General features: G+C 56.4%; 22 protein-coding genes. 13 read left to right on the top strand and 9 right to left on the bottom strand.

Features of this window, described 5'->3' with window-relative positions; genetic code table 11:
- The first annotated feature begins 39 nt into the window (after positions 1-39).
- Positions 40-513, top strand: coding sequence for a tRNA (uridine(34)/cytosine(34)/5-carboxymethylaminomethyluridine(34)-2'-O)-methyltransferase TrmL (gene trmL / locus B498_RS04345; protein WP_008502719.1), 474 nt, complete (start codon positions 40-42; stop codon positions 511-513).
- On the opposite strand, the gene cysE is transcribed toward trmL, so the two are convergent.
- The 5 genes from cysE to B498_RS04370 form a co-directional block, all read right to left on the bottom strand.
- Positions 510-1,331: a serine O-acetyltransferase gene (gene cysE / locus B498_RS04350; protein WP_008502718.1), complete on the bottom strand. Its 822-nt coding sequence runs from the start codon at positions 1,329-1,331 to the stop codon at positions 510-512. The genes trmL and cysE overlap by 4 nt on opposite strands.
- 74 nt (positions 1,332-1,405) lie before the next feature.
- Entirely contained in the window at positions 1,406-2,425 is a 1,020-nt protein-coding gene (gpsA, locus tag B498_RS04355; protein ID WP_008502717.1) for an NAD(P)H-dependent glycerol-3-phosphate dehydrogenase, read from the bottom strand.
- Positions 2,425-2,892 carry a protein-export chaperone SecB gene (gene secB / locus B498_RS04360; protein ID WP_008502716.1) on the bottom strand — a complete coding sequence of 156 codons (468 nt, stop codon included), beginning with the start codon at positions 2,890-2,892 and terminating at the stop codon, positions 2,425-2,427. Before secB ends, gpsA begins: the two co-directional genes overlap by 1 nt.
- Before the next feature lie 32 nt (positions 2,893-2,924).
- Positions 2,925-3,176 carry a glutaredoxin 3 gene (gene grxC, locus B498_RS04365; protein ID WP_008502715.1) on the bottom strand — a complete coding sequence of 84 codons (252 nt, stop codon included), beginning with the start codon at positions 3,174-3,176 and terminating at the stop codon, positions 2,925-2,927.
- A gap of 11 nt (positions 3,177-3,187) precedes the next feature.
- Positions 3,188-3,619: a rhodanese-like domain-containing protein gene (locus B498_RS04370; RefSeq protein WP_008502714.1), complete on the bottom strand. Its 432-nt coding sequence runs from the start codon at positions 3,617-3,619 to the stop codon at positions 3,188-3,190.
- A gap of 247 nt (positions 3,620-3,866) precedes the next feature.
- Between B498_RS04370 and gpmM the strand changes: the two genes are divergently transcribed.
- Genes gpmM through B498_RS04385 form a run of 3 tightly spaced genes read left to right on the top strand, consistent with a single transcriptional unit; the run spans position 3,867 to position 7,640 of the window.
- Complete coding sequence (gene gpmM, locus B498_RS04375) at positions 3,867-5,411, top strand: 2,3-bisphosphoglycerate-independent phosphoglycerate mutase (protein ID WP_008502713.1); 1,545 nt, start codon at positions 3,867-3,869, stop codon at positions 5,409-5,411.
- Positions 5,412-5,444: 33 nt separating this feature from the next.
- Entirely contained in the window at positions 5,445-6,704 is a 1,260-nt protein-coding gene (gene envC, locus B498_RS04380; protein ID WP_025910576.1) for a murein hydrolase activator EnvC, read from the top strand.
- Positions 6,705-6,707: 3 nt separating this feature from the next.
- Entirely contained in the window at positions 6,708-7,640 is a 933-nt protein-coding gene (locus B498_RS04385) for a divergent polysaccharide deacetylase family protein (protein WP_008502711.1), read from the top strand.
- A 3-nt stretch (positions 7,641-7,643) separates the two neighbouring features.
- On the opposite strand, the gene B498_RS04390 is transcribed toward B498_RS04385, so the two are convergent.
- The 3 genes from B498_RS04390 to kbl all read right to left on the bottom strand — a co-directional run bounded on the left by B498_RS04390 (position 7,644) and on the right by kbl (position 10,817).
- Positions 7,644-8,444: a glycosyltransferase family 2 protein gene (locus B498_RS04390; protein WP_008502710.1), complete on the bottom strand. Its 801-nt coding sequence runs from the start codon at positions 8,442-8,444 to the stop codon at positions 7,644-7,646.
- 141 nt (positions 8,445-8,585) lie between these two features.
- Positions 8,586-9,611 (bottom strand): L-threonine 3-dehydrogenase, encoded by a 1,026-nt coding sequence (gene tdh / locus B498_RS04395; protein ID WP_008502709.1) that lies wholly within the window; start codon positions 9,609-9,611, stop codon positions 8,586-8,588.
- A gap of 9 nt (positions 9,612-9,620) precedes the next feature.
- Positions 9,621-10,817 (bottom strand): glycine C-acetyltransferase, encoded by a 1,197-nt coding sequence (gene kbl / locus B498_RS04400; RefSeq protein ID WP_008502708.1) that lies wholly within the window; start codon positions 10,815-10,817, stop codon positions 9,621-9,623.
- Between the two features lie 215 nt (positions 10,818-11,032).
- Here kbl and rfaD point away from each other — a divergent pair, with 215 nt between their 5' ends.
- The 5 genes from rfaD to B498_RS04425 are packed head-to-tail and all read left to right on the top strand — an operon-like array spanning position 11,033 to position 16,212.
- Positions 11,033-11,965, top strand: a complete 933-nt coding sequence (gene rfaD, locus B498_RS04405; RefSeq protein WP_008502707.1) for an ADP-glyceromanno-heptose 6-epimerase — start codon at positions 11,033-11,035, stop codon at positions 11,963-11,965.
- Positions 11,966-11,967: 2 nt separating this feature from the next.
- Positions 11,968-13,014 carry an ADP-heptose--LPS heptosyltransferase RfaF gene (rfaF, locus tag B498_RS04410; RefSeq protein WP_008502706.1) on the top strand — a complete coding sequence of 349 codons (1,047 nt, stop codon included), beginning with the start codon at positions 11,968-11,970 and terminating at the stop codon, positions 13,012-13,014.
- A 3-nt stretch (positions 13,015-13,017) separates the two neighbouring features.
- A complete protein-coding gene (rfaC, locus tag B498_RS04415) occupies positions 13,018-14,004 on the top strand; it encodes a lipopolysaccharide heptosyltransferase RfaC (RefSeq protein WP_008502705.1) in 987 nt (328 codons plus the stop codon).
- Complete coding sequence (rfaQ, locus tag B498_RS04420) at positions 13,997-15,106, top strand: putative lipopolysaccharide heptosyltransferase III (protein ID WP_008502704.1); 1,110 nt, start codon at positions 13,997-13,999, stop codon at positions 15,104-15,106. Before rfaC ends, rfaQ begins: the two co-directional genes overlap by 8 nt.
- Positions 15,103-16,212, top strand: a complete 1,110-nt coding sequence (locus B498_RS04425; protein WP_008502703.1) for a glycosyltransferase family 4 protein — start codon at positions 15,103-15,105, stop codon at positions 16,210-16,212. Before rfaQ ends, B498_RS04425 begins: the two co-directional genes overlap by 4 nt.
- Here the strand turns inward: B498_RS04425 and B498_RS04430 are convergent.
- The gene (locus B498_RS04430) at positions 16,191-17,294 is read right to left on the bottom strand and encodes a glycosyltransferase family 4 protein (RefSeq protein WP_008502702.1); all 1,104 of its coding nucleotides are present in this window, start codon (positions 17,292-17,294) and stop codon (positions 16,191-16,193) included. The genes B498_RS04425 and B498_RS04430 overlap by 22 nt on opposite strands.
- Positions 17,295-17,524: 230 nt before the next feature.
- Between B498_RS04430 and B498_RS04435 the strand changes: the two genes are divergently transcribed.
- The 4 genes from B498_RS04435 to B498_RS04450 all read left to right on the top strand — a co-directional run bounded on the left by B498_RS04435 (position 17,525) and on the right by B498_RS04450 (position 22,657).
- Positions 17,525-18,895 carry an O-antigen ligase family protein gene (locus B498_RS04435; RefSeq protein WP_008502701.1) on the top strand — a complete coding sequence of 457 codons (1,371 nt, stop codon included), beginning with the start codon at positions 17,525-17,527 and terminating at the stop codon, positions 18,893-18,895.
- 145 nt (positions 18,896-19,040) lie between these two features.
- The gene (locus tag B498_RS04440; protein WP_008502700.1) at positions 19,041-20,024 is read left to right on the top strand and encodes a glycosyltransferase; all 984 of its coding nucleotides are present in this window, start codon (positions 19,041-19,043) and stop codon (positions 20,022-20,024) included.
- Positions 20,025-20,032: 8 nt separating this feature from the next.
- Positions 20,033-21,004, top strand: coding sequence for a hypothetical protein (locus B498_RS04445; protein WP_008502699.1), 972 nt, complete (start codon positions 20,033-20,035; stop codon positions 21,002-21,004).
- 18 nt (positions 21,005-21,022) lie between these two features.
- Positions 21,023-22,657, top strand: coding sequence for a sulfatase-like hydrolase/transferase (locus tag B498_RS04450; RefSeq protein WP_008502698.1), 1,635 nt, complete (start codon positions 21,023-21,025; stop codon positions 22,655-22,657).
- The last annotated feature ends 100 nt before the right edge of the window (positions 22,658-22,757 follow it).

The following is a 22,757-nucleotide window of genomic DNA, read 5'->3' as shown; positions in this document are numbered from 1 at the left end:
TCTTTTCTGCTATCCTGCCCCCGCAATTAAGGGGGCAGCATGCTTAACATCGTTTTATTCGAACCAGAAATTCCGCCGAATACCGGCAATATTATCCGCCTGTGTGCCAACACCGGTTTTCGTCTGCACATTATTGAGCCGATGGGCTTTACGTGGGACGACAAACGCCTGCGTCGCGCAGGGCTGGATTATCATGAATTTACCGCCGTTATTCGCCACCACGATTACGCCGCGTTTCTGGAAGCAGAGCAGCCGGAGCGCATGTTCGCCCTGACCACCAAAGGCACGCCAGCGCACAGCGCCGTAAGCTATCAGGCAGGTGACTATCTGATGTTTGGCCCGGAAACCCGCGGCCTGCCGGCCACGATCCTGGATGCCCTGCCCGCTGAGCAGAAAATCCGTATTCCGATGATGCCGGACAGCCGCAGCATGAACCTGTCGAACGCGGTGTCGGTGGTGGTGTATGAAGCATGGCGCCAGCTGGGATATCCGGGCGCCATTCTCAGAAGTTAAATGCCGTCACCATACTCGAAGGTATGGTGAATGCCGTTGAAGTGCTGATCCATATCCATGGACGGCTTATCGCTGTCTGGCTTACCGACGATGCGCGCCGGTACGCCAGCGGCGGTGGTGTGCGGCGGCACCGGCTGGAGCACCACGGAGCCTGCGCCGATCTTCGCGCCGCGCCCGACTTCGATATTGCCGAGGATTTTGGCACCCGCGCCAATCATCACCCCTTCACGAATTTTCGGATGGCGATCGCCGCTGGTTTTACCGGTACCGCCCAGGGTAACCGACTGCAGGATCGAGACGTCATCTTCAATGACCGCCGTTTCACCGACAACAATGCCGGTGGCATGGTCGAGCATGATCCCGCGGCCAATCTTCGCGGCCGGGTGAATATCCACCTGGAAGGTTACGGAAACCTGGTTTTGCAGGAAAATAGCCAGCGCGCGGCGGCCTTCATTCCATAACCAGTGGCCGATGCGGTAAGCCTGCAGGGCGTGGAAGCCTTTCAGGTACAGCAGCGGCGTAGAATATTTGTCGACGGCAGGGTCACGGGTGCGCACGGCCTGGATATCGCAGGCGGCAGAGGCGATCATTTCCGGGTCAGCGGCGTAAGCCTCTTCCACCACCTCACGAATCGCAATCGCGGGCATGATCGAGGACGCCAGCTTGTTGGCGAGCATATAGCTCAGCGCGCTGCCGAGGTTTTCGTGCTTGAGTAGCGTTGCGTGGTAGAAACTGGCCAGCATAGGCTCACAGTCGGCCAGCGCCCGGGCTTCGGCTTTAATGTTATTCCAGACGATATCCAGTTCTTCACACGGCATTGCTTACTCCAGACGATAGTTAATGACCAGCCAGTTCTGCGCTGGCTGGGTCATTCAGGTGACAACGGTTCCGACTAGTTACTGCTGCGCTCGTCCTTGCGCGCACGACCTAATAAGGTCAATGCTGCCTCGCGCGCATTTTTTCCGCAATACAATACCTGATAAATTTCCTCGGTTATTGGCATTTCGACACCGAAACGGTGCGCCAACTCGCGGACTTCTTTGGTATTGCGGTAGCCTTCCACCACCTGGCCAATCTTCTCCTGCGCGTCTTTCACATCGCTGCCCTGTCCGAGCATCATGCCAAAGCGGCGGTTACGAGACTGGTTGTCGGTACAGGTCAGCACCAGATCGCCCAGGCCAGCCATCCCCATAAAGGTGGCCGGATCGGCACCCAGCGCTTCGCCCAGGCGGGACATCTCGGTCAGACCGCGGGTGATCAGCGCCGTACGGGCGTTGGCACCAAAACCAATGCCGTCGGACATCCCGGCGCCAATCGCAATCACGTTCTTCACCGCGCCGCCCAGCTGCACGCCGATAAAATCGGGGTTGCTGTAAACGCGGAAGCTCTTGCCGCAGTGCAGCAACTGCTGGAGATCGTCGGAGAAGGCCCGATCGGTGGAGGCCAGTGAAATCGCCGTCGGCAGGCCAGCGGCCAGCTCTTTGGCAAAGGTCGGGCCGGAGATGACCGCCAGCGGGATCGCATCACCCAGCGCTTCGCGGGCAACGTCCTGCAGCAGGCGTCCGGTTTCGGCTTCCAGTCCTTTCGTCGCCCAGACAACGCGCGCATCCGGGCGCATCAGCGGCTTAATCTGACGCAGCACGTCGCCAAAGACATGGCTCGGAACCACAATCAGAATGTTGCGGCTGGCCGCCAGCGCGGTCGCAAGGTCGCTTTCAAGGTGCAGGGTGTCAGGGAACGGAACGTCCGGGAGAAACGCCACGTTACAGCGGTCGCGCTGTAGCGTCGCGATATGTTTTGGGTCGTGGCCCCACAGGACCACATCGTGACCATTTCTTGCCAGCGTGATGGCAAGAGCGGTGCCGTATGAGCCGGCACCGATCACAGTCATTGACGCATTAACAGTGCTCATCAGGCATCCTGATGTTGTTCAGCACCTTCGCCAGCCTGCTGCTGCAGATAGTTCATGAACAGCGCATCAAAGTTAACTGGCGCAAGGTTCAGTTGCGGGAATGTACCGCGAGAAACCAGGCTGGTGATGCATTCACGTGCATACGGGAACAGAATGTTCGGGCAGTACGCACCCAGGCAATGCGCCATCTGGTTGCCTTCGATACCGCCGATGGAGAAGATACCGCCCTGCTGTACTTCACACAGGAAAGCAGTCTCTTCGCCCAGAGAAGCGGTCACGGTCACACGCAGTACGACTTCATACACGTCATCAGCCAGTTGGGTTGATGCGGTATCCAGATCAAGTTTAACCTCTGGCTGCCAGTCTTTCTGGAAAACGTGCGGCGCATTTGGCGCTTCAAAAGAGACATCTTTGGTGTAGATGCGCTGGATCTGGAAAATCATTTCATTATTGCTTTGTTCTGACATGGAAATACCCTTTTTAATTGTCCTAAAGTCTCTTAGCTCAGCAGCGGATCGAGTCCACCACGGGCATCGAGCGCATACAAGTCATCACAGCCGCCAATGTGCTGCGCATCAATAAAAATCTGTGGAACCGTCGTACGACCACTACGTTGGATCATCTCTTCGCGTTTAATCGCGTCACCGTCAATCGGCAGTTCCTGGAACGTGACGCCTTTGCTGTTCAGCAGCGCTTTCGCACGGTGGCAGAACGGGCACGTCGCTTTGGTGTAGATCTCAATATGGGCCATGACTGAACTCCTTATTTACCGCGTACCAAAGGAAGATTTTCCCCGCTCCAGCCGGAAATGCCTTCTTTCAGCACAGATACGTTTTCGAAGCCTGCTTTATGTAGCAGGCTGGCGGATTCCTGCGCCTGCATGCCGGTACCGTCAACAACGATAATCGGCTGGGCTTTATGCTTCTCAAGCTCGCCCACGTTGTTCGCTTTGATTTCAGCAGGCAGCAGGTTAATCGCACCTGCAATATGCCCTTTGCGGAAATCGTCACGCTGACGCAGATCGACCACGACAGCATCTTCTTTGTTAATCAGACGCGTCGCTTCACCACGGGTGATAACCTTAATCTTAGACGTCAGGCTCTTAAATGTGGTGAACAGCACAGCAGCCAGCAGGCCAATCCACGCGATGCTCAGAACCGGATGGCGGCTAACGAATTGCATAATTTCTTGCATGGAGGGTAACTACTCCCGACTTAGTGATTAAAAAAACCAGGACAGGAGTATACCTGTGCGTTCTGGCAAATACAGCCAGCGACCCTAACCTAATCCATTTTCTGCGGCATGCCACCTAAAAAAATGCCTCAAAATGGTCTGGCGAGTACCTTGCCCCTGCGCTTTCTTTGATCTTCTGCGGCTATTTGATCGATTCAGCTGTAGTAAAATTACGCAAATTTTGACTCTTGAGCATGAGGTTGTCGCAATGTCGGTTTCTAAAAAACCTATGGTACTGGTGATTCTGGATGGCTATGGCTACCGTGAAGACAGCCAGGATAACGCTATTTTCAACGCCAAAACCCCGGTCATGGATGCCCTGTGGGCAAAACGTCCGCATACGCTGATTGACGCGTCTGGCCTGGAAGTGGGCCTGCCGGACCGCCAGATGGGCAACTCCGAAGTCGGTCATGTTAACCTGGGCGCCGGGCGTATCGTGTATCAGGACCTGACGCGTCTGGACGTTGAAATCAAAGAACGCACCTTCTTCTCCAACCCAACGTTGTGTGGCGCGGTTGATAAAGCCGTTGCTGCTGGCAAGGCCGTTCACATCATGGGTCTGCTCTCTGCTGGCGGCGTTCACAGCCACGAAGATCACATCATGGCAATGGTTGAACTGGCCGCTGAGCGCGGTGCGGAAAAAATCTATCTGCACGCCTTCCTGGACGGTCGCGACACGCCACCACGCAGTGCGGAAGGCTCCCTGAAAGCCTTCGAAGACAAATTCGCCGCGCTGGGTAAAGGCCGCGTGACCTCCATCATTGGTCGTTACTACGCCATGGACCGCGACAACCGCTGGGATCGCGTTGAACAGGCCTATGACCTGCTGACCCTGGCAAAAGGGGAATTCCAGTTTGCGACCGCCGTTGAAGCGCTGGAAGCGGCTTATGCACGCGATGAAAACGACGAATTCGTGAAAGCGTCCGTGATTCGCGCCGAAGGCCAGGCCGATGCCGCCATGGAAGATGGCGACGCGCTGATCTTCATGAACTTCCGCGCTGACCGCGCGCGCGAAATCACCCGTGCGTTCGTCAACAGCGATTTCGACGGTTTTGCCCGTAAGAAAGTAGTAAACATCGACTTCATCCAGCTGACCGAATACGCGGCAGACATCAAAGCGCCGTGCGCATACCCACCGGCCTCGCTGGCAAACACCTTCGGTGAGTGGATGGCGAAGAATGACAAAACGCAGCTGCGTATTTCCGAAACGGAAAAATACGCGCACGTGACCTTCTTCTTTAACGGTGGCGTTGAAGAGCCGTTCAAAGGCGAAGAACGTATTCTGATCAACTCCCCGAAAGTCGCCACCTACGATCTGCAGCCAGAAATGAGCTCTGCAGAATTGACTGAAAAATTGGTTGCGGCCATCGAGAGCGGCAAATACGACACCATCATCTGTAACTACCCGAACGGCGACATGGTCGGTCATACCGGGGTGATGGAAGCGGCAGTGAAAGCGGTTGAAGCGCTGGACCACTGCGTTGAGCAGGTGGCGAAAGCGGTTGAATCCGTTGGCGGCCAGCTGCTGATCACCGCGGATCACGGTAACGCTGAACAGATGCGCGACCCGGCGACCGGACAGGCGCACACCGCCCACACCAACCTGCCGGTTCCGCTGATTTATGTGGGTGATAAATCAGTGAAAGCCGTAGAAGGCGGCAAGCTTTCTGACATCGCGCCAACCATGTTGTCGCTGATGGGGATGCCGATCCCTGAAGAGATGACTGGTAAGCCGCTGTTCATCGTGGAATAATCGCTCCCCATGAGGGGAAAGGCGATTTTTTCAATCACATGGGTCGTGAAGCCGCTTAGGTTATCAGTCAGACCTCTGTTTTACGCCAGCGCACTCAGCGCTGGCGTATTGCTGTGCGCCGCATCCGCCCACGCGGATGACCGCGACCAGCTGAAATCCATTCAGGCCGATATCGCCGCCAAAGAGCGTGCGGTACGCCAACAGCAGCAACAGCGCGCCGCCCTGCTCGCCCAGCTTAAGCAGCAGGAAGAGGCCATCTCCGCTGCCACACGTAAACTCCGTGAAACGCAAAACACCCTTGCCCAGTTGAATAAGCAGATCGACGAGATGAACGCGTCGATTGCCAAACTGGAGCGCCAGCGCGATGCGCAGGAGCGCAACCTTGCCGCACAGCTTGATGCCGCATTCCGCCAGGGTGAACATACCGGGCTCCAGCTGATCCTCAGCGGCGAAGAGAGCCAGCGCGGCCAGCGCCTGCAGGCCTACTTTGGCTATCTGAACCAGGCGCGTCAGGAGACGATCGCGCAGCTGAAGCAGACGCGCGAAGAGGTTTCCACGCAAAAAGCCGAGCTGGAAGAGAAGCAGAGCCAGCAGCAGACGCTGCTCTACGATCAGCAGGCCCAGCAGGCAAAGCTTGAGCAGGCACGCAACGAGCGTAAGAAAACCCTGGCCGGTCTCGAGTCCTCGATTCAGGAAGGTCAGAGCCAGCTGAGCGAAATGCGCGCCAACGAATCCAAACTGCGCAACAGCATCGCCCGTGCGGAAGCCGCAGCGAAAGCGCGCGCCGAAAAAGAGGCTCGCGAGGCGCAGGCCGTTCGTGACAAGCAGCAGGAAGCGTCCCGCAAAGGGACCACCTACAAGCCAAGCGAAAGCGAACGTTCCCTGATGTCGCGTACCGGCGGCCTCGGCTCTCCTCGCGGTCAGGCTTTCTGGCCCGTTCGCGGTTCAATTCTGCATCGCTATGGCGAACAGCTGCAGGGTGAGCTACGTTGGAAAGGGATCGTTATCGGTGCGTCTGAAGGTAGCGAAGTGAAAGCCATCGCCGATGGCCGCGTGATTCTGGCCGACTGGCTGCAGGGTTACGGGCTTGTGGTAGTGGTCGAGCACGGTAAAGGCGACATGAGTCTTTACGGCTACAACCAGAGCGCGCTGGTCAGCGTCGGCACGCAGGTGCGCGCTGGCCAACCCATCGCCCTTGTGGGCAGCAGTGGCGGTCAGGGCCGCCCGTCACTCTATTTCGAAATTCGTCGTCAGGGTCAGGCGGTCAATCCACAGCCGTGGTTGGGAAGATAAGTTTTGCTTCAATTTCGTCGAATCGTTTTCTCCGTCGTCAGCGCGCTGGCGCTGGCTGCACCGGTATACGCCGGTAAGCTCGCTATCGTGATTGATGACTTCGGTTATCGCCCACATTATGAAAACCAGGTGCTGGCGATGCCGTCGGCCATCTCCGTTGCCGTCCTGCCGAATGCCCCCCACGCGCGTGAGATGGCGACCAAAGCCCACAGCAGCGGGCATCAGGTTCTCATCCACCTGCCTATGGCCCCGCTCAGCAAGCAGCCGCTGGAAAAAGATACCCTGCGCCCGGATATGAGCAGCGAGGAGATCGAGCGCATCATCCGCGACGCCTACAACAAGGTGCCGTATGCCGTAGGGCTGAACAACCATATGGGCAGCGCGATGACGTCGAGCCTGTACGGGATGCTCAAAGTGATGCAGGCGCTGGAGCGTTACAATCTCTACTTCCTCGACAGTATGACCATCGGCAACAGCCAGGCGATGCGCGCCGCTCAGGGAACGGGCGTAAAGGTGATTAAGCGCAAGGTGTTCCTGGATGATACCCAGAACGAAGCCGATATTCGCGTGCAGTTTAATCGCGCGGTACAGCTGGCCCGCCGCAATGGTTCGGCCATTGCCATCGGTCACCCCCACCCATCTACCGTCCGCGTCCTGCAGCAAATGCTGCCGACCTTACCTTCCGATATCACGCTGGTGCGCCCGAGCGATCTGCTGAATGAGCCGCAGGTGGATACCTCTACGCCGAATTCTGCGCAGCCCACCCCGACGGCGCCGCGTAATCCGTTCCGCGGCGTGAAGCGCTGCGTAGCGAAGCAACCGCTAGAACCGGTCTACGCAACCCGCTTCTTCTCCGTCATCGGAGACAGCATCAGTAACAGTACGTTGGTGAAATACGTCCAGCAGCAGTGGCAGGGATGGGGTAAGAAAGCCTGACGCTTATTTCGCAATCTGAGAGTCCGTCTGCTCATTCGCAACGGGCTCTTTTTTCTCCTGATGCTGATACCAGGATTTGAAATATTTCAAAAAGCTGTAGGCTGTGGCATACAGACCCGTCACGACCCCAACCTTGCCCTGACGCCAGGCTCCGCTGAACAGATACCATTTGAAGAACGCCCCGATGGCGCTGATGATGCCGCGTCCGATCGAAGGCCGAGCCGGCTGGTACTTCACCAGCCGGGTGGTGTAGCTGTTAAGCTTATTGAACACTTCATGCAGGTTATAAAACGTGTCGTGACGCACCCGCCCCGGCATTTTCACGGCGACAATCTTACCTTCAACTTTGTCATCTACGGGTCGTTGGTTGAAGCGAGCCTGGGTACGATTGAAGAGCCGCACCGGGAAATCAGGCGAGGAAACAGGATAGATTGTACGCACCTCCTCGCCCAGCACGTGCCAGTAGCGGGCGATACGCCAGGCGCGATCGGCGGAAGGTTCATCCCCGGCTTTCAGGGTCAGAATAAAGTCGACCGTTTCCGCGTCCAGGATCTCGTCGCTATCCATACATAGCACCCAGTCATTGCTCGCCAGATCGATCGCATGGTTCATCTGCACGCCATGCATAGCATAGGGGTGATGATGAAGGGAGAGGCCGTACTCGCGGCAAATAGAAAGGGTGGCATCCGTACTGCCGGAATCCAGAACGACAATTTCATCTGCCACCGTCAGCAGCGGAGGAATCACCTCGCGCAGCAAACGCGCAGAATTACAGGTCAATAAACAAACGGTAAGCTTGAACATAGGCTCTGTAAAGTAAACGGATCGTCAACAAACTTTATAAGTGTGCGGGTAAAAAAGCGAAGGAAAAATCGAAATAATCTGATTGCGGATGTAAGAAACGTGAAGAGGCCGTAAAAAAAGCGCCCGAAGGCGCTTTCGCAGTTAATCCCAGCTCAGAATCACTTTCCCTGACTGGCCGGAACGCATCGCGTCGAAGCCCTGCTGGAACTCATCGATGGAGAAACGGTGAGTAATAATCGGGGACAGATCCAGACCGGACTGGATCAGCGCCGCCATCTTGTACCAGGTCTCAAACATCTCACGACCATAGATGCCCTTGATGAACAGCCCCTTGAAGATCACTTTGTTCCAGTCGATGGACATATCTGACGGCGGGATACCCAGCATCGCGATACGGCCACCGTGGTTCATGGTGTCGAGCATGGTGCGGAACGCCGGTGGCGCACCGGACATCTCCAGACCCACGTCAAAGCCCTCGGTCATGCCCAGCTCTTCCATCACGTCGGTCAGGCTCTCTTTCGAGACATCCACTGCGCGGGTGACGCCCATTTTGCGCGCCAGCGACAGGCGGTATTCGTTTACGTCGGTGATCACGACGTTGCGCGCACCTACATGCTTCGCCACGGCTGCCGCCATAATGCCGATGGGGCCCGCGCCGGAGACCAGCACGTCTTCACCGACCAGATCGAAGGAGAGCGCCGTGTGCACGGCGTTACCGAACGGATCGAAAATGGAGGCCAGATCGTCAGAAATATTGTCCGGGATTTTGAAGGCGTTAAAGGCCGGGATCACCAGATATTCCGCGAAGCAGCCCGGACGGTTCACGCCCACGCCGATGGTATTGCGGCACAGGTGCGTACGCCCGCCGCGGCAGTTACGGCAGTGGCCGCAGGTAATGTGACCTTCACCGGAGACGCGGTCGCCGATTTTGAAGCCTTTCACTTCCTGGCCGATACCCACCACTTCACCGGCATATTCGTGACCGACAACCATCGGTACAGGAATGGTTTTCTGCGACCACTGGTCCCAGTTGTAGATGTGAACGTCAGTACCGCAGATAGCCGTTTTACGAATTTTGATCAGCAGATCGTTATGACCGACTTCCGGTTCCGGCACGTCGGTCATCCAAATCCCTTCTTCCGCTTTCAGTTTGGATAACGCTTTCATCACACGTCCTCAGGCAATGACGCCCAGCTGTTTACCGATGCGGGTAAAGGCTTCCACCGCACGTTCAATTTGTTCAGGCGTATGCGCCGCAGACATCTGGGTGCGGATACGCGCCTGACCTTTTGGCACCACCGGGAAGAAGAACCCGGTGACGTAAATCCCTTCTTTCTGCAGTTCGCGGGCAAAGTTCTGCGCCACGACCGCATCACCCAGCATCACCGGAATGATCGCGTGGTCAGCACCGGCCAGGGTGAACCCTGCTGCGCTCATTTTTTCACGGAACAGACGCGCGTTGGACCACAGATGGTCGCGCAGTTCAGCGCCGGACTCCACCATCTCCAGCACTTTGATGGAGGCGGCAACAATCGCCGGTGCCAGGGAGTTGGAGAACAGATACGGACGCGAGCGCTGGCGCAGCCACTCCACCACCTCTTTACGCGCAGCGGTATAGCCGCCGGATGCGCCGCCGAGCGCTTTGCCCAGCGTGCCGGTGATGATGTCCACGCGGCCCATTACGTCGCAGTATTCGTGGGAGCCGCGGCCGTTTTCGCCGACAAAACCGACCGCGTGAGAGTCATCGACCATCACCAGCGCGTCGTATTTATCCGCCAGGTCACACACGCCCTTCAGGTTGGCGATCACGCCGTCCATGGAGAATACGCCGTCGGTGGCGATCAGCACATGGCGAGCGCCCGCTTCACGGGCCTCTTTCAGGCGCGCTTCCAGCTCAACCATGTCGTTGTTGGCGTAGCGAAAACGCTTCGCTTTACACAAGCGTACGCCGTCGATGATGGAGGCGTGGTTCAGGGCGTCGGAGATAATCGCATCTTCTGCGCCGAGCAGAGTCTCGAACAGGCCGCCGTTGGCGTCGAAGCAGGAGGAGTAGAGAATCGCGTCTTCCATTCCGAGGAAGTTCGCCAGCTTTTGCTCAAGCTGCTTGTGGCTGTCCTGGGTACCGCAGATAAAGCGTACTGAGGCCATACCAAAACCGTGGGTATCCATGCCGTTTTTTGCCGCGGCAATCAGCTCAGGGTGATTCGCAAGACCTAAGTAGTTGTTCGCACAAAAATTGATCACATGGCTGCCGTCGGCAACGGTGATGTCCGCCTGCTGTGCAGACGTGATAATACGCTCTTCCTTGAACAACCCTTCCGCACGTGCGGTCTCGAGGTCGCTGTTTAACTGTTTGTAAAAATCACCACGCATTGCAATTCTCCAGACTCGGCAAATTTCGGGACATATTACCCAAACCTATAGTTCATGACGAGATGACACGTCATCTCTTGTCGTTTTTGCAGCATAAATCACGTGTACCCTTGCGCTATGTCGGTGAATGGCTGAAGGGCAGCCATACTAATGATATGATAGAAACATTAGCGTCCGGGATTGTCCCCGGGCTCCACACTTCAAAGGTTACAGTTATGATCATCGTTACCGGCGGCGCAGGCTTTATCGGCAGCAATATTGTTAAGGCTCTCAATGACAAAGGCATCACCGACATCCTGGTGGTTGACAACCTGAAAGACGGCACCAAGTTCGTTAACCTGGTGGATCTGAACATCGCTGACTACATGGATAAAGAAGACTTCCTTATCCAGATTATGGCAGGCGAAGAGTTCGGCGAGATCGAAGCCATCTTCCACGAAGGTGCGTGCTCCTCCACTACCGAGTGGGACGGCAAGTACATGATGGACAACAACTATCAGTATTCCAAAGAGATCCTGCACTACTGCCTGGAGCGTGAAATTCCGTTCCTGTATGCCTCTTCTGCCGCCACCTACGGCGGGCGCACCTCGGACTTCATCGAGTCCCGCGAATATGAGCAGCCGCTGAACGTCTACGGCTACTCCAAATTCCTGTTCGACGAATATGTGCGTCAGGTTCTGCCAGAAGCGAACTCGCAGATCGTCGGCTTCCGTTACTTCAACGTCTACGGACCGCGCGAAGGCCACAAAGGCAGCATGGCGAGCGTGGCGTTCCACCTGAACACCCAGCTGAATAACGGTGAAAGTCCAAAACTGTTCGAAGGCAGCGACGGCTTTAAGCGCGACTTCGTTTACGTGGGCGACGTGGCGGCCGTAAACCTGTGGTTCTGGGAAAACGGCGTGTCCGGCATCTTCAACCTGGGTACCGGCCGCGCAGAGTCCTTCCAGGCGGTGGCTGACGCCACGCTGGCGTACCACAAAAAAGGCAGCATCGAGTACATTCCGTTCCCGGACAAGCTGAAAGGCCGCTATCAGGCGTTCACCCAGGCTGACCTGACTAACCTGCGCGCAGCGGGTTATGACAAGCCGTTCAAAACCGTTGCCGAAGGCGTAACGGAGTATATGGCCTGGCTGAACCGCGACGCGTAAGTATGAAGATTCTGGTGATCGGCCCGTCATGGGTGGGCGACATGATGATGTCGCAAAGTCTCTATCGCACGCTCAAGGCGCGCTATCCCCAGGCGATAATCGACGTGATGGCACCCGCGTGGTGCCGTCCGCTGTTATCGCGTATGCCGGAAGTGAATGAAGCGATCCCGATGCCGCTCGGCCACGGGGCGCTGGAAATTGGCGAACGCCGCAAGCTCGGCCATAGCCTGCGCGAGAAGCGTTATGATCGCGCGTATGTTCTGCCCAACTCCTTTAAATCTGCCCTGGTGCCCTTCTTTGCGGGCATTCCGCATCGCACCGGCTGGCGCGGCGAAATGCGCTACGGCCTGCTGAACGATGCACGCGTGCTGGATAAAGCGGCCTGGCCATTAATGGTGGAGCGCTACGTGGCGCTGGCCTATGACAAAGGCGTGATGCGCAGCGCGAAAGACCTGCCGCAGCCGCTGCTCTGGCCCCAGCTTCAGGTTAACGACGGTGAAAAATCCCAGACCTGCAGCGCGTTTGGCCTTTCGGCTGAACGTCCGATGATTGGCTTCTGCCCCGGCGCCGAGTTCGGCCCGGCAAAACGCTGGCCGCACTACCACTATGCAGAGCTGGCGAAACAGCTGATCGACGAAGGCTACCAGATTGTCCTGTTCGGTTCGGCAAAAGACCACGAGGCGGGCAACGAAATTCTCGCGACGCTCAGTAATGAACAGCAGGCCTGGTGCCGCAACCTGGCGGGAGAAACGCAGCTTGAGCAGGCGGTTATCCTGATTGCTGCCTGCCACGCTGTGGTTACCAACGATTCAGGCCTGATGCACGTCGCCGCTGCGCTCAACCGTCCGCTGGTGGCGCTGTATGGGCCAAGCAGCCCGGACTTTACGCCTCCGCTGTCCCATAAAGCGCGCGTTATTCGCCTGATCACCGGCTACCACAAGGTGCGCAAAGGCGATGCCGCTGAAGGTTATCATCAGAGCCTGATCGACATTACCCCGCAGCGCGTTCTTGAAGAGCTTAACGAACTGCTGTTGAGCGAAGAAGGATAACGAATGCGGGTACTGATCGTTAAAACCTCCTCAATGGGCGATGTTCTGCACACGCTGCCGTCACTGACGGACGCCATGCAGGCCGTACCGGGCATTCGTTTTGACTGGGTGGTGGAAGAGGGCTTCGCGCAGATCCCCACCTGGCATGAAGCGGTCGACCGCGTGATCCCGGTGGCGATTCGCCGCTGGCGGAAAGCGTGGTTCTCTGCCCCGATTAAAGCCGAACGCAAAACCTTCCGCGAGGCGGTACAGGCGCAGCGTTATGATGCCATCATCGACGCGCAGGGGCTGGTCAAAAGCGCCGCGCTGGTGACGCGACTGGCGCGCGGCGTAAAGCACGGCATGGACTGGCAAACCGCCCGCGAACCGCTGGCGAGCCTGTTTTATAACCGCCGCCATCACATCGCAAAGCAACAGCACGCGGTGGAACGTATCCGCGAGCTATTTGCAAAGAGTCTTGGCTATGCAAAGCCGGAAACGCAGGGCGATTACGCCATTTCGCAGCATTTTTTGCACGGTTCGCAACAAACAGACGCACCCTACCTGATTTTCCTTCATGCAACGACCCGCGACGACAAGCACTGGCCGGAAGCGCACTGGCGCGAACTGATCGGCCTGCTGGGGAGTGCGGGGTTACGTATCAAACTCCCGTGGGGCGCTCCCCATGAAGAAGCGCGCGCCAAACGCCTGGCGGCAGGGTTTGATTATGTGGACGTTCTGCCGCGCATGAAGCTGGATGGCGTCGCCCAGGCGCTGGCAGGCGCTACGGCTGTGGTCTCCGTGGATACGGGACTCAGCCACCTGACGGCGGCGCTGGACCGTCCTAATATTACGCTTTACGGCCCAACGGACCCGGGCCTGATCGGCGGCTATGGAAAAAATCAATATATCTGCCGCCCGGAACACTCATCGCAGCTGAGCGATCTCAGCGCCGCTGCGGTATTTGCGCAATTAGAGCCTTTGCTGGCAGCAGAGAGAGCCTATGTCTGATTTTTTCTCAGCGGAGCGCCCGCCAAAGCGCGTGCTGATTATTAAGCTTCGTCACCACGGTGACGTTTTGCTTACCTCGCCGGTTTATACCGTGCTGAAAAAGAACTGGCCGAACGTGGAAGTCGATGCGCTGGTTTATGACGATACCCAGGCGATGCTGACCAGCCACCCGCATATCGACCAGGTGCACACTATTGGGCGCAACTGGCGCAAGAAGGGCTGGTTTGAACAATTCCGCCTCTACCGCGCCCTGCTGAACACCCTGAAAGGCCGTCAGTATGACGTGCTGATTAACCTGACCGAACACTGGCACGGCGCGCGCCTGGCGCGTCGCCTGAAACCGCGCGTCTCCGTCGGCTTTAAGCCGGATAAGCGCGGGGGTCTGGCGCGTCGCCGCTGGGTGAAATCGTTCACCACGCTCTATCCGGCGATTCAGGACAACAGCCGTCATATGGTGGAGGTTAATCTGGATGCCCTGCGCCGGATCGGCATTCATCCGCAGTCCGACGAAGACAAACATACGCTTTTTGTGCCCGGTGACGCGGCAGAAGCCTCTGTGGCCGAAAAGCTGGCCGGGTTTGGGCTCACGAGTAAATCCTACATTCTGGTTCACCCGACCTCGCGCTGGATGTTTAAGGCCTGGGATATCAAAAAGCTGGCAGCGACCATTGATAACCTGGCGGCGCGCGGCCTGCCGATCGTCCTCTCCGCCGCACCGTCAAAAGAAGAGAAGGCCTATATGGATGCGCTGCGCGCAGCCCTCACCCAGCCGGTCTTTGATTTAAGCGGTCAGCTGAACCTGAAAGAGCTGGGTGCGCTCATGAAGCACGCCCGGGTGTACTTCGGCGTGGATTCCATGCCAATGCATCTTGCGAGCGCCGTCGGTACGCCAACCGTTGCCATCTTTGGCCCTACCGGCGCCATCAAATGGGCGCCGTGGGGGGTAAATTATCGTGTGATTGTGGCCGGGTTTACCTGCCAGCCGTGCGGCAAAGCGGGCTGCGGAGACAGCGGTGTCTCTGACTGCATCACGGCCATCACCCCGCAGCAGGTGCTGAGCGCCATTGATACGATGCTTCTGGAAACGGAAACACCTGCATGAAGCTGGCGATTGTCCGACAGACCTACAACCCCAACGGTGGCGCAGAGCGTTTTGTCTCACGTGCGCTAAACGTGCTGGCGCAGGATACCTCGCTTGATGTCACGCTGATTGCCCGCCAGTGGGAGGATGCCGCAGGCTGGAAAACGCTTACGGTCAATCCGCCGTTTCGCAATCGCATTGCGCGTGAATCCGGTTTTGCCGTCGAAGCCGCCGCGCATTTTGCGCAGTTTGATATTGTGCAAAGCCACGAACGCATACCGGGAGCCACTATCTTCCGGGCGGGCGACGGTGTTCACGCCACCTGGCTTGAGCAATATGGTCGCATTCTGTCGCCGCTGGCGCGCTGGGCGCAATCTCTGAGCCGCTATCACCGCTACATTTTGCAGGCCGAGGCGCAGATGTTTACCCATCCGCAGCTGCGCAAGGTGATCTGTAATTCGAAGATGGTGCGCGATGATATCGCGCGGCGCTACGGGCTGCCGGACGACAAGCTGACGGTGATCTACAACGGCGTGGACACCGTTCAGTTTAGCCCTGAGGTCCGCGCCCTTTCGCAGCGTGATGCCCTGGGTATTCCTCCTGACGCACCGGTGCTGGCGTATGTTGGGTCAGGCTTCAGCCGCAAAGGCGTCGCCACCGCGCTGCGCGCCATTGTGGCGCATCCTGACGTCTGGCTGCTGATTGCCGGCCGCGATAAACATGCGCGGAAGTTCGAAAAGCTGGCGCAGGCGCTGGGGATTTCCTCACGAGTGAAGTTCCTGGGCCCCGTTGCCAACGTGCGTGAAGTCTATGGCACGGCGGATGCCCTTATCCTGCCGACGCTCTACGATCCCTTCCCGAACGTCTGCGTGGAAGCGCTGGCCTGTGGTTTGCCGCTGCTTACCAGCCACGGCTGCGGCGCGGCGGAGTGGATAACCGAGGGTCAAAACGGCTGGGTGCGCGATGCGCTGGACAGCGAAGGCTACCAGCAGGCCATCTCGCTGTGGCTGAAAGGCCGTGAACAGGGTGTCGATTACTCCGCCGCTGCGCGTGCAACCGCCGAGCCCTTCACCCTGGACAGAATGGCGAAAGAGCTACAGGCGCTTTATCGCGATTTGCTGCGCTGAGCGGCATCGGAGAAGACTTTCTCCATCGCGTCCAGCATACATTCGCGGGTAAAGTGCGTGCTCAGGTAGTCATATCCCTGTTGCGCGAGCGTCTCGCGAAGGGCTGAGTCGTCATAGAGTTTCATTATGGCATCGTGCAGCGCGTTTTCGTCGCGCTGCACGACCAGCACTCCCGTCTGCCCGTTAATCACCGCATCTCCCGTTCCACCTGCATCCGTCGCAATGGTGGCAATACGGGTGGCTAACGATTGCAGCACGCCCTGCGGCACACCTTCCATATCGTGCGAAGGGCTGAGCGCAATATCAAAGGCCGGGAACCAGCGTTCCGGATCGGATTGATGTCCCGCCATGACCACGCGCTGCTGTAACCCCAGGGCGGTGATTTCCTGTTCCAGCGTCGCTTTGTGCGGACCTTCGCCGACAATCGCCAGCTTGATGTGTGGATTGGCGATTTTCGCCAGGGCGCGCAGCAGTACGCTATGGCCTTTGTTCGGGCGCAAATGCGATACCACGCCCAGCCAGAAATCGTCCTGCGACAAACCACAATGAACCCGGGCCTGGTGCTTATCTCCCGGATGGAAACGCTGCGTATCGACACCGCTTGGCACCGACGTACTCTGAGACATCGGCACGCCAATATTTGCCACCTGATGGCGCAGCGCCTCGCCGGTGGTCACGATATGCGCGCAGGCCGTGCGGAAGAGCCAGCGGGTCGTCCAGTTGTTGCGCGGTACGCCGGACGCATGACGGGTTCTCACCAGTGGTACAGGGTTGGACAGCGTCAGATTCGCCAGCGCCACCAGCCAGGTATCGGCAGAGTTATGGCTGTTGATGACGTCAATCGAGTGACGGTTATCCTTCATCCAGCGACGCAGCACCTGCAGGTTTTTAAGGTTCTTACGCTTCAACGGCATCGTGACCACCGTCAAACCGGCATTGCGTGCCAGCACGTGGAGCGGCGCAGTTTCCGGACAAAGGAGAGTCACCTGATGGCCACGCTGAATCATCCCAAGCGATTCGTTGATAATGCGCAGAGGCTGCCCGCCTTTGCCGCCGTCTGCTTCAGTGTGAACAATATGCATATATTTCCTGTCGTTTAGCTGAAACCGCTGTCCAGGCCGCCGATTATATACGTGGGTATTACGATAATGCACAGGCGGATTAATCTTGCTTACAAACATTGTCCTTCTGTAGTAATGGCTTCTGTGGTAATTTTCTCAGGCTTTTATTCCACTCAAAATCAGTGGAATCTGCATATGGCATTGTTAACTAACCGGTATTAACGCCGAGATCCTTTACCAGTACCAAAATTATGACAAATACTCGTAACATCCTGACAGGTCTTTTAGTACTGTCTGTACTGGCTTTATGTTTTATCTGGCCAATCCCAAACGATCAGCTACCTTTTCATCGTAATGGACTGATTTATCCTAATATTGTGGTGGCGCTCGGTCTTTTCTTTAGCTCTTCAGTGGCGAGAAAAGCGCTGGACTTAAACAAAATTAAGTTCGTGCTTATTGTGCTGTGGGCATTAACCTTCTTTATCCTGATTAACGGCTTTTTTGTCGCGCCAGATATTAAAGAAATGGTGTCGACCTGGGATGGACAGTGGTTACGTCCGGTATTGCTTTTCTGTGCGGGCCTGGTGTTATTACCGGTGATTCAGGAGCGCTTCCCCTCTTTATCGGCAGCCCGGCTCTTTACTCTCGTCGTCCTTTTTTTCTGGGGCGTCGTCTGTATCCACCTCCTTGATACCGTCTGGCTTTACTGGCGAGACGGCGTGATCCACTGGGGCGAAACGCGGATTGTTTATAACCGCACGCGCATGAGCTTCCAGGTCAATATGATCACCGGTTTCCTGCTCGCCGAACTGCTTACGCGCGGCCTGCTTCATCAGCGTTTCTTACGCCTGAAGACACCGTTCCTCGCCTTTATGCTGCTGTGTAACCTTGTCTGCACGGCGTTAGTCGATACCCGCTGGGGAACGATCGGCCTGGTCGGCAGCCTGTTCTCCACCTTCCTACTGCTCAGCCTGCACAGTATGCGTCGCAGCCGGGTGCTGCTCACCGGTGGCATCCTTCTGGGCATTATTATCGCTTCTGCGCTTCTGGGCTATGCCTCCTGGAAAACCGATCCGCGCTGGCAAAATCTGGAAGATGATGCGGTAACAGGCTGGAACGCGCCTTTCACCAGTTTTTGCTATAACAGAACAGACGGAACTGTACCGACTAACGATCTCGGTCGTCCAATGGATCACTCCAACGGCTGTCGTGCCAGCTTCTTCCATCAGGGCTGGAAACTGGTGGGTGAACACCCTGCGGGAATGGGGCCTCGCAAAGAGGCCTTCCGCTATGTGCTGCGTCGCGACACGCAGGACAATCGCATTAACATTCCGCACAGCCACTACGGCCTGATTGAGTTTGGTATCCAGAACGGCATCGCGGGCATTGCAGGCTGGCTGATTCTGCTGGCAGGCTGCTGGTACATCGGCTGGCGCGAGTTCCGCCATGGCAATATGATGGCGGGCATGTTCCTGCTGCTGTTTACGGTTGGTTTCTTCTCCCGCACCATGGTTGACCACAATCTGAAAGATCACTACCTGGAACAATATATGCTGTTAACCGGGTTGCTTGTGGGAATGTGCGCGTTACGGCCCGCTAAACGAACAGAAACAACCTCCTGATTGCGTATACATAGCGCCGTTGACAATACGCATCGGCGCAACGTTACCTATCAGAACTCTTTTGCCTGCCGGCTGTCGAAAAGCCATTGCACGTTGCTGTATCGCTCGTTAGCCGCATCTCACCGCGTTAAATTACGGAGTAAGCATGTCTGGAACGCCTCAATTAAGCCTCGTTGTCGCCGTCTATAATGGCGAGAATTTCCTGAGCGCTTTTTTTGACAGCATAAAGAAACAGAATCTGCACAGCCTGGAACTTGTTATCGTTAATGACGGCTCAACTGACGGCTCCGCAGATATCATCGCCCGCTACGCCAGTGAATTCAGTCATTTTAATGTCATCGACCAGCCTAATGGGGGTGTCTCTGCGGCCCGTAATACCGGTCTGGCCGCAGCAACGGGCGATTACATCGCGTTTCCGGATATTGATGACGTTATCTATCCGGGTATGTATCCGCGCCTGCTTGAGATTGCACTCGCCGGGCAGTTGGACGTCGCGACCTGCAACGGTACCTACATTTATGACGACGGACGCCCGTCGAAGAAGATCTTCCCTTCAGATAAACTTGCGTCAACCGACGTGCTGGACGGCCCGACCTGGCTGCAGATGGCGCTCGAATCGCGCAAGTTCCTGCACGTGACGTGGCTGAACATCTATCGCCACGCCTTTATCAAAGAGCAGGGCTTCAGCTTTGAACAGGGTCTGCGCCATCAGGACATCCCCTGGACTACGGAAGTGCTGCTCACCGCCAGACGCGTGCAGTATATTGATGAGACCTATTACGACTACCTGATCCACTCCGCTTCCGTTTCCCATACGCCAGGCACGGACGACACGCGCATGCGCTCTTCGCGCCATTATATGAAGATTCTGGAGATGCTGGACGCCATCAACAAACGCTATCCGGAACAGGTGAAACGCGTGCCCGCCTGCCGCTGGCAAATCGCCAAAGAGGGTCTGGGGATCCTGCATAGCATTAATAACATTGAAGATATAGCCAAAAAACGCGAGATCACCCGTGAGCTTTTCGATCGCGGTATCTGGAATCTGATTTGGCAAAATGCGCGCGGCTTCCGCCAACGGTGGCGTCTGGGACGTCGCTACTTCCGTCTTAAAAAACTCGTCAAATGAGTGGAATTATGAGCAAGCTTAAACTGCATGTTGTTTCCCGCCCTGAGTTTATCGCGACGAATTTTGCCGATTTTCAGGAACTGATTGATCAGAAAATCAATCCGGATGATATTCCGCATCGTTTTTACTGTGGGGGAAGAGGCGTCTGGACATTTCAGACGATGCTCAGCCTTAACTATTACTATAACGGTCAGATTGAATGCTCATGGGGCACTGAGTGCCGCCCGGACGCAATTAATCTGATGCACAACGATCACTATGGTTCCCGCGTAAAACCCTGGGTCGGCGTGACCGTTGTTGCTCGTGCCGATCGTCCGCCGGTTATCGGCGCGGATTACGTCGTCGAACAAAACCCTGAAGTTGCTAACATCCCAGGGCGTATCTTTATTCCTAACTGGCCACAGCCGGGCGTAAAACCACGCGAACGCACCGACGAGACAATCAAAACCGTCGCATTCTTCGGCCGTGTAGACAGTTTCCCGGACGAATACCGCGAAGGGAATTTTAAGCAACGTCTTGCCGAACAAGGTATTGAGCTCCGCATCTCGTTCGATAACTGGACAAACTACCAGGACGTGGACGTGTGCATCAGCTTCCGCAAATCACACGATCATAAACTGGCGCGTAAGCCTGCCAGTAAGCTCATTAACAACTGGCTGGGGAAAACGGTGATGGTCTGCGATGACGAGCCGTCTTATCGCGCGATCCGCGAAAGCGAGCTGGACTACCTGATCGCCAAAAACCCTGATGAAGCCTTCAATGCCATCATGCGTCTTAAAAACTCCCCTGAACTGTATCGTCAGATGCGCGAACAGGGTGAAAAACGCCTACAGGTCTATTCCCGCGAAGCGGTCGCTGCACGCTGGTATGCCCTGTTTGAGGATATTTGGCGAAAAGGATTGCACAATCGTCCTACGGTAGTTCGCGCACTGCGCTTTGGCTTTGGTAAAGCCATTCGCCCGCTGACTAAAAAGTTCTGATCGGAATAGAGTCCTTCCATGTTCAAAACAACGACACACTCTTCGTTCACCCCGCGCAGCAATCTGTTGCGCACCCTGGGGTTGACGCTGGCATTCCTGCTGCTGTTCTCGCTTTCAGAAATCATCATTCTGCTGAAAGATCACGTCTACCAGCCGAAATCCGGTGATATCTCGCTGTATCTGATCATTTCCCTGCTTGCCGCAGCCAGCGCGCGTTTCTTCCTGACTCGCCTGCTGCTGGCCGTCACGTTTATCGTTCAGATTTCGGAAGCGGTGTACTACCAGTTCTACGGTCAGTTCTATGGCCCGAGCGAAGTCTGGCTGGCGTTCGTGGAAACGAAAGACATTGCCAGCGGGATCACCGACAGCCTGGGTTCACTGGGCATCTACTTCGCCATCATGATTGTGGCGGTCGTGTTTGCGCTGGTCTTTGCGCGTCGTCTGGCGCCGCTTTGGCACAAATGGATTGCGCTTCCTTGCCTGCTTGCGATTGTCGTGATGTTTGTCGGTCAGTTCTACAAAGCGATCGACGGGCAGATGTACAAGTTCAACCCGGACCTGCGCCACTCCCTGCTGCGTAACGGCCTGTCTGCGATGAGCTTCAGCGCCATACGCCTGATCCCGGAAGCGATGTCAGGCGAAAACCAGAATCTGACCCACTACGATCCCTACCAGGTCAAACCTGTTAAGGATACGCGCGCGGGTAAATATTCGATTATTCTGGCGATAGGTGAAAGCCTTAATCCGCACCACGTCAGCGCTCTGGGCTACGAACGCGATACCACGCCCGAGCTGAAAGCACTGCTCCAGCAGTATCAAGGTACGGGCCGCCTGATTGTCTCCAACGCCGTGTCCACCCGCGTGGCCATCCCGATGCTGGTGAATAATCTGCGCGAGCCGGATAACTACGGGGCCTATAAATCGAAATCCACCAATATCTTCGCCAACGCGAAGAAACAGGGTTATCAGACCGCCTTTATCTCCGCCCAGGGGCTGGAAGGGCTGAGCAACTGGATTGGCATCCATGATATCGATCTGTGGGAAGATACCCAGATCCGCCCGGCACCAGATGTCGGCGCAGACGTTGTTCTGACGCCATCCGTTGAGAAAGCAACCCTGGACTGGAACAAACCGTTCCTGATGGTGCTCAACAGCCGCGCGCCACATATCCCGTACGAGCGTAATATTCCGCAGGGCTTCGCGAAATTCTCTACGCCGCGTCTGAGTGATGATGTGGCGCAGAAGAAAAATGAGTATGACGATGCGGTCCGCCTGTATGACAAAGAACTCGCGTCCGCGATTCGCACTGCGCTGGCAAAATCCAAACTGCCGGTGCTGGTGTTTATCACCTCCGATCACGGTGAACGCGTGGGCGATAACGGTCTGTTTGGCCACTCGGTTGTTGAAATGCCAATTGCTCAGGTACCGTTCCTCTACTTCAGCAACGATCCGGCTTACGCCATGAAGGAGATCAGCCCGCAGGTACCTCTCAACCATTACCAGGTGGCAACGCTCATCAACAAGATGCTGGGCTACGACGTCAGCAATCCGAATCAAAAAGATGACAGCTTCTTTATCACTGGCGGTGATATTCGCGGGCTTTCGGAGCGCGTAACCTACCATCTGAATGCCCTCCCCGAAGCGGAGCGCTAAACGGTTAGACATGAAACGGGCAAGAAATTGCCCGTTTTTTTTCAGGCGAATGAGCGTAACGCAGGCAAATGGGTATCTTAAAACACCAAAGAGATAGCTT

The sequence above is a fragment of the Enterobacter sp. SST3 genome, assembly GCF_000286655.1.
In the GTDB taxonomy this organism is placed as follows: Bacteria; Pseudomonadota; Gammaproteobacteria; order Enterobacterales; family Enterobacteriaceae; genus Enterobacter; species Enterobacter roggenkampii.
Note: the sequence above shows the minus strand (reverse complement) of the source record. Positions and strands in the feature narration are given on the sequence as shown.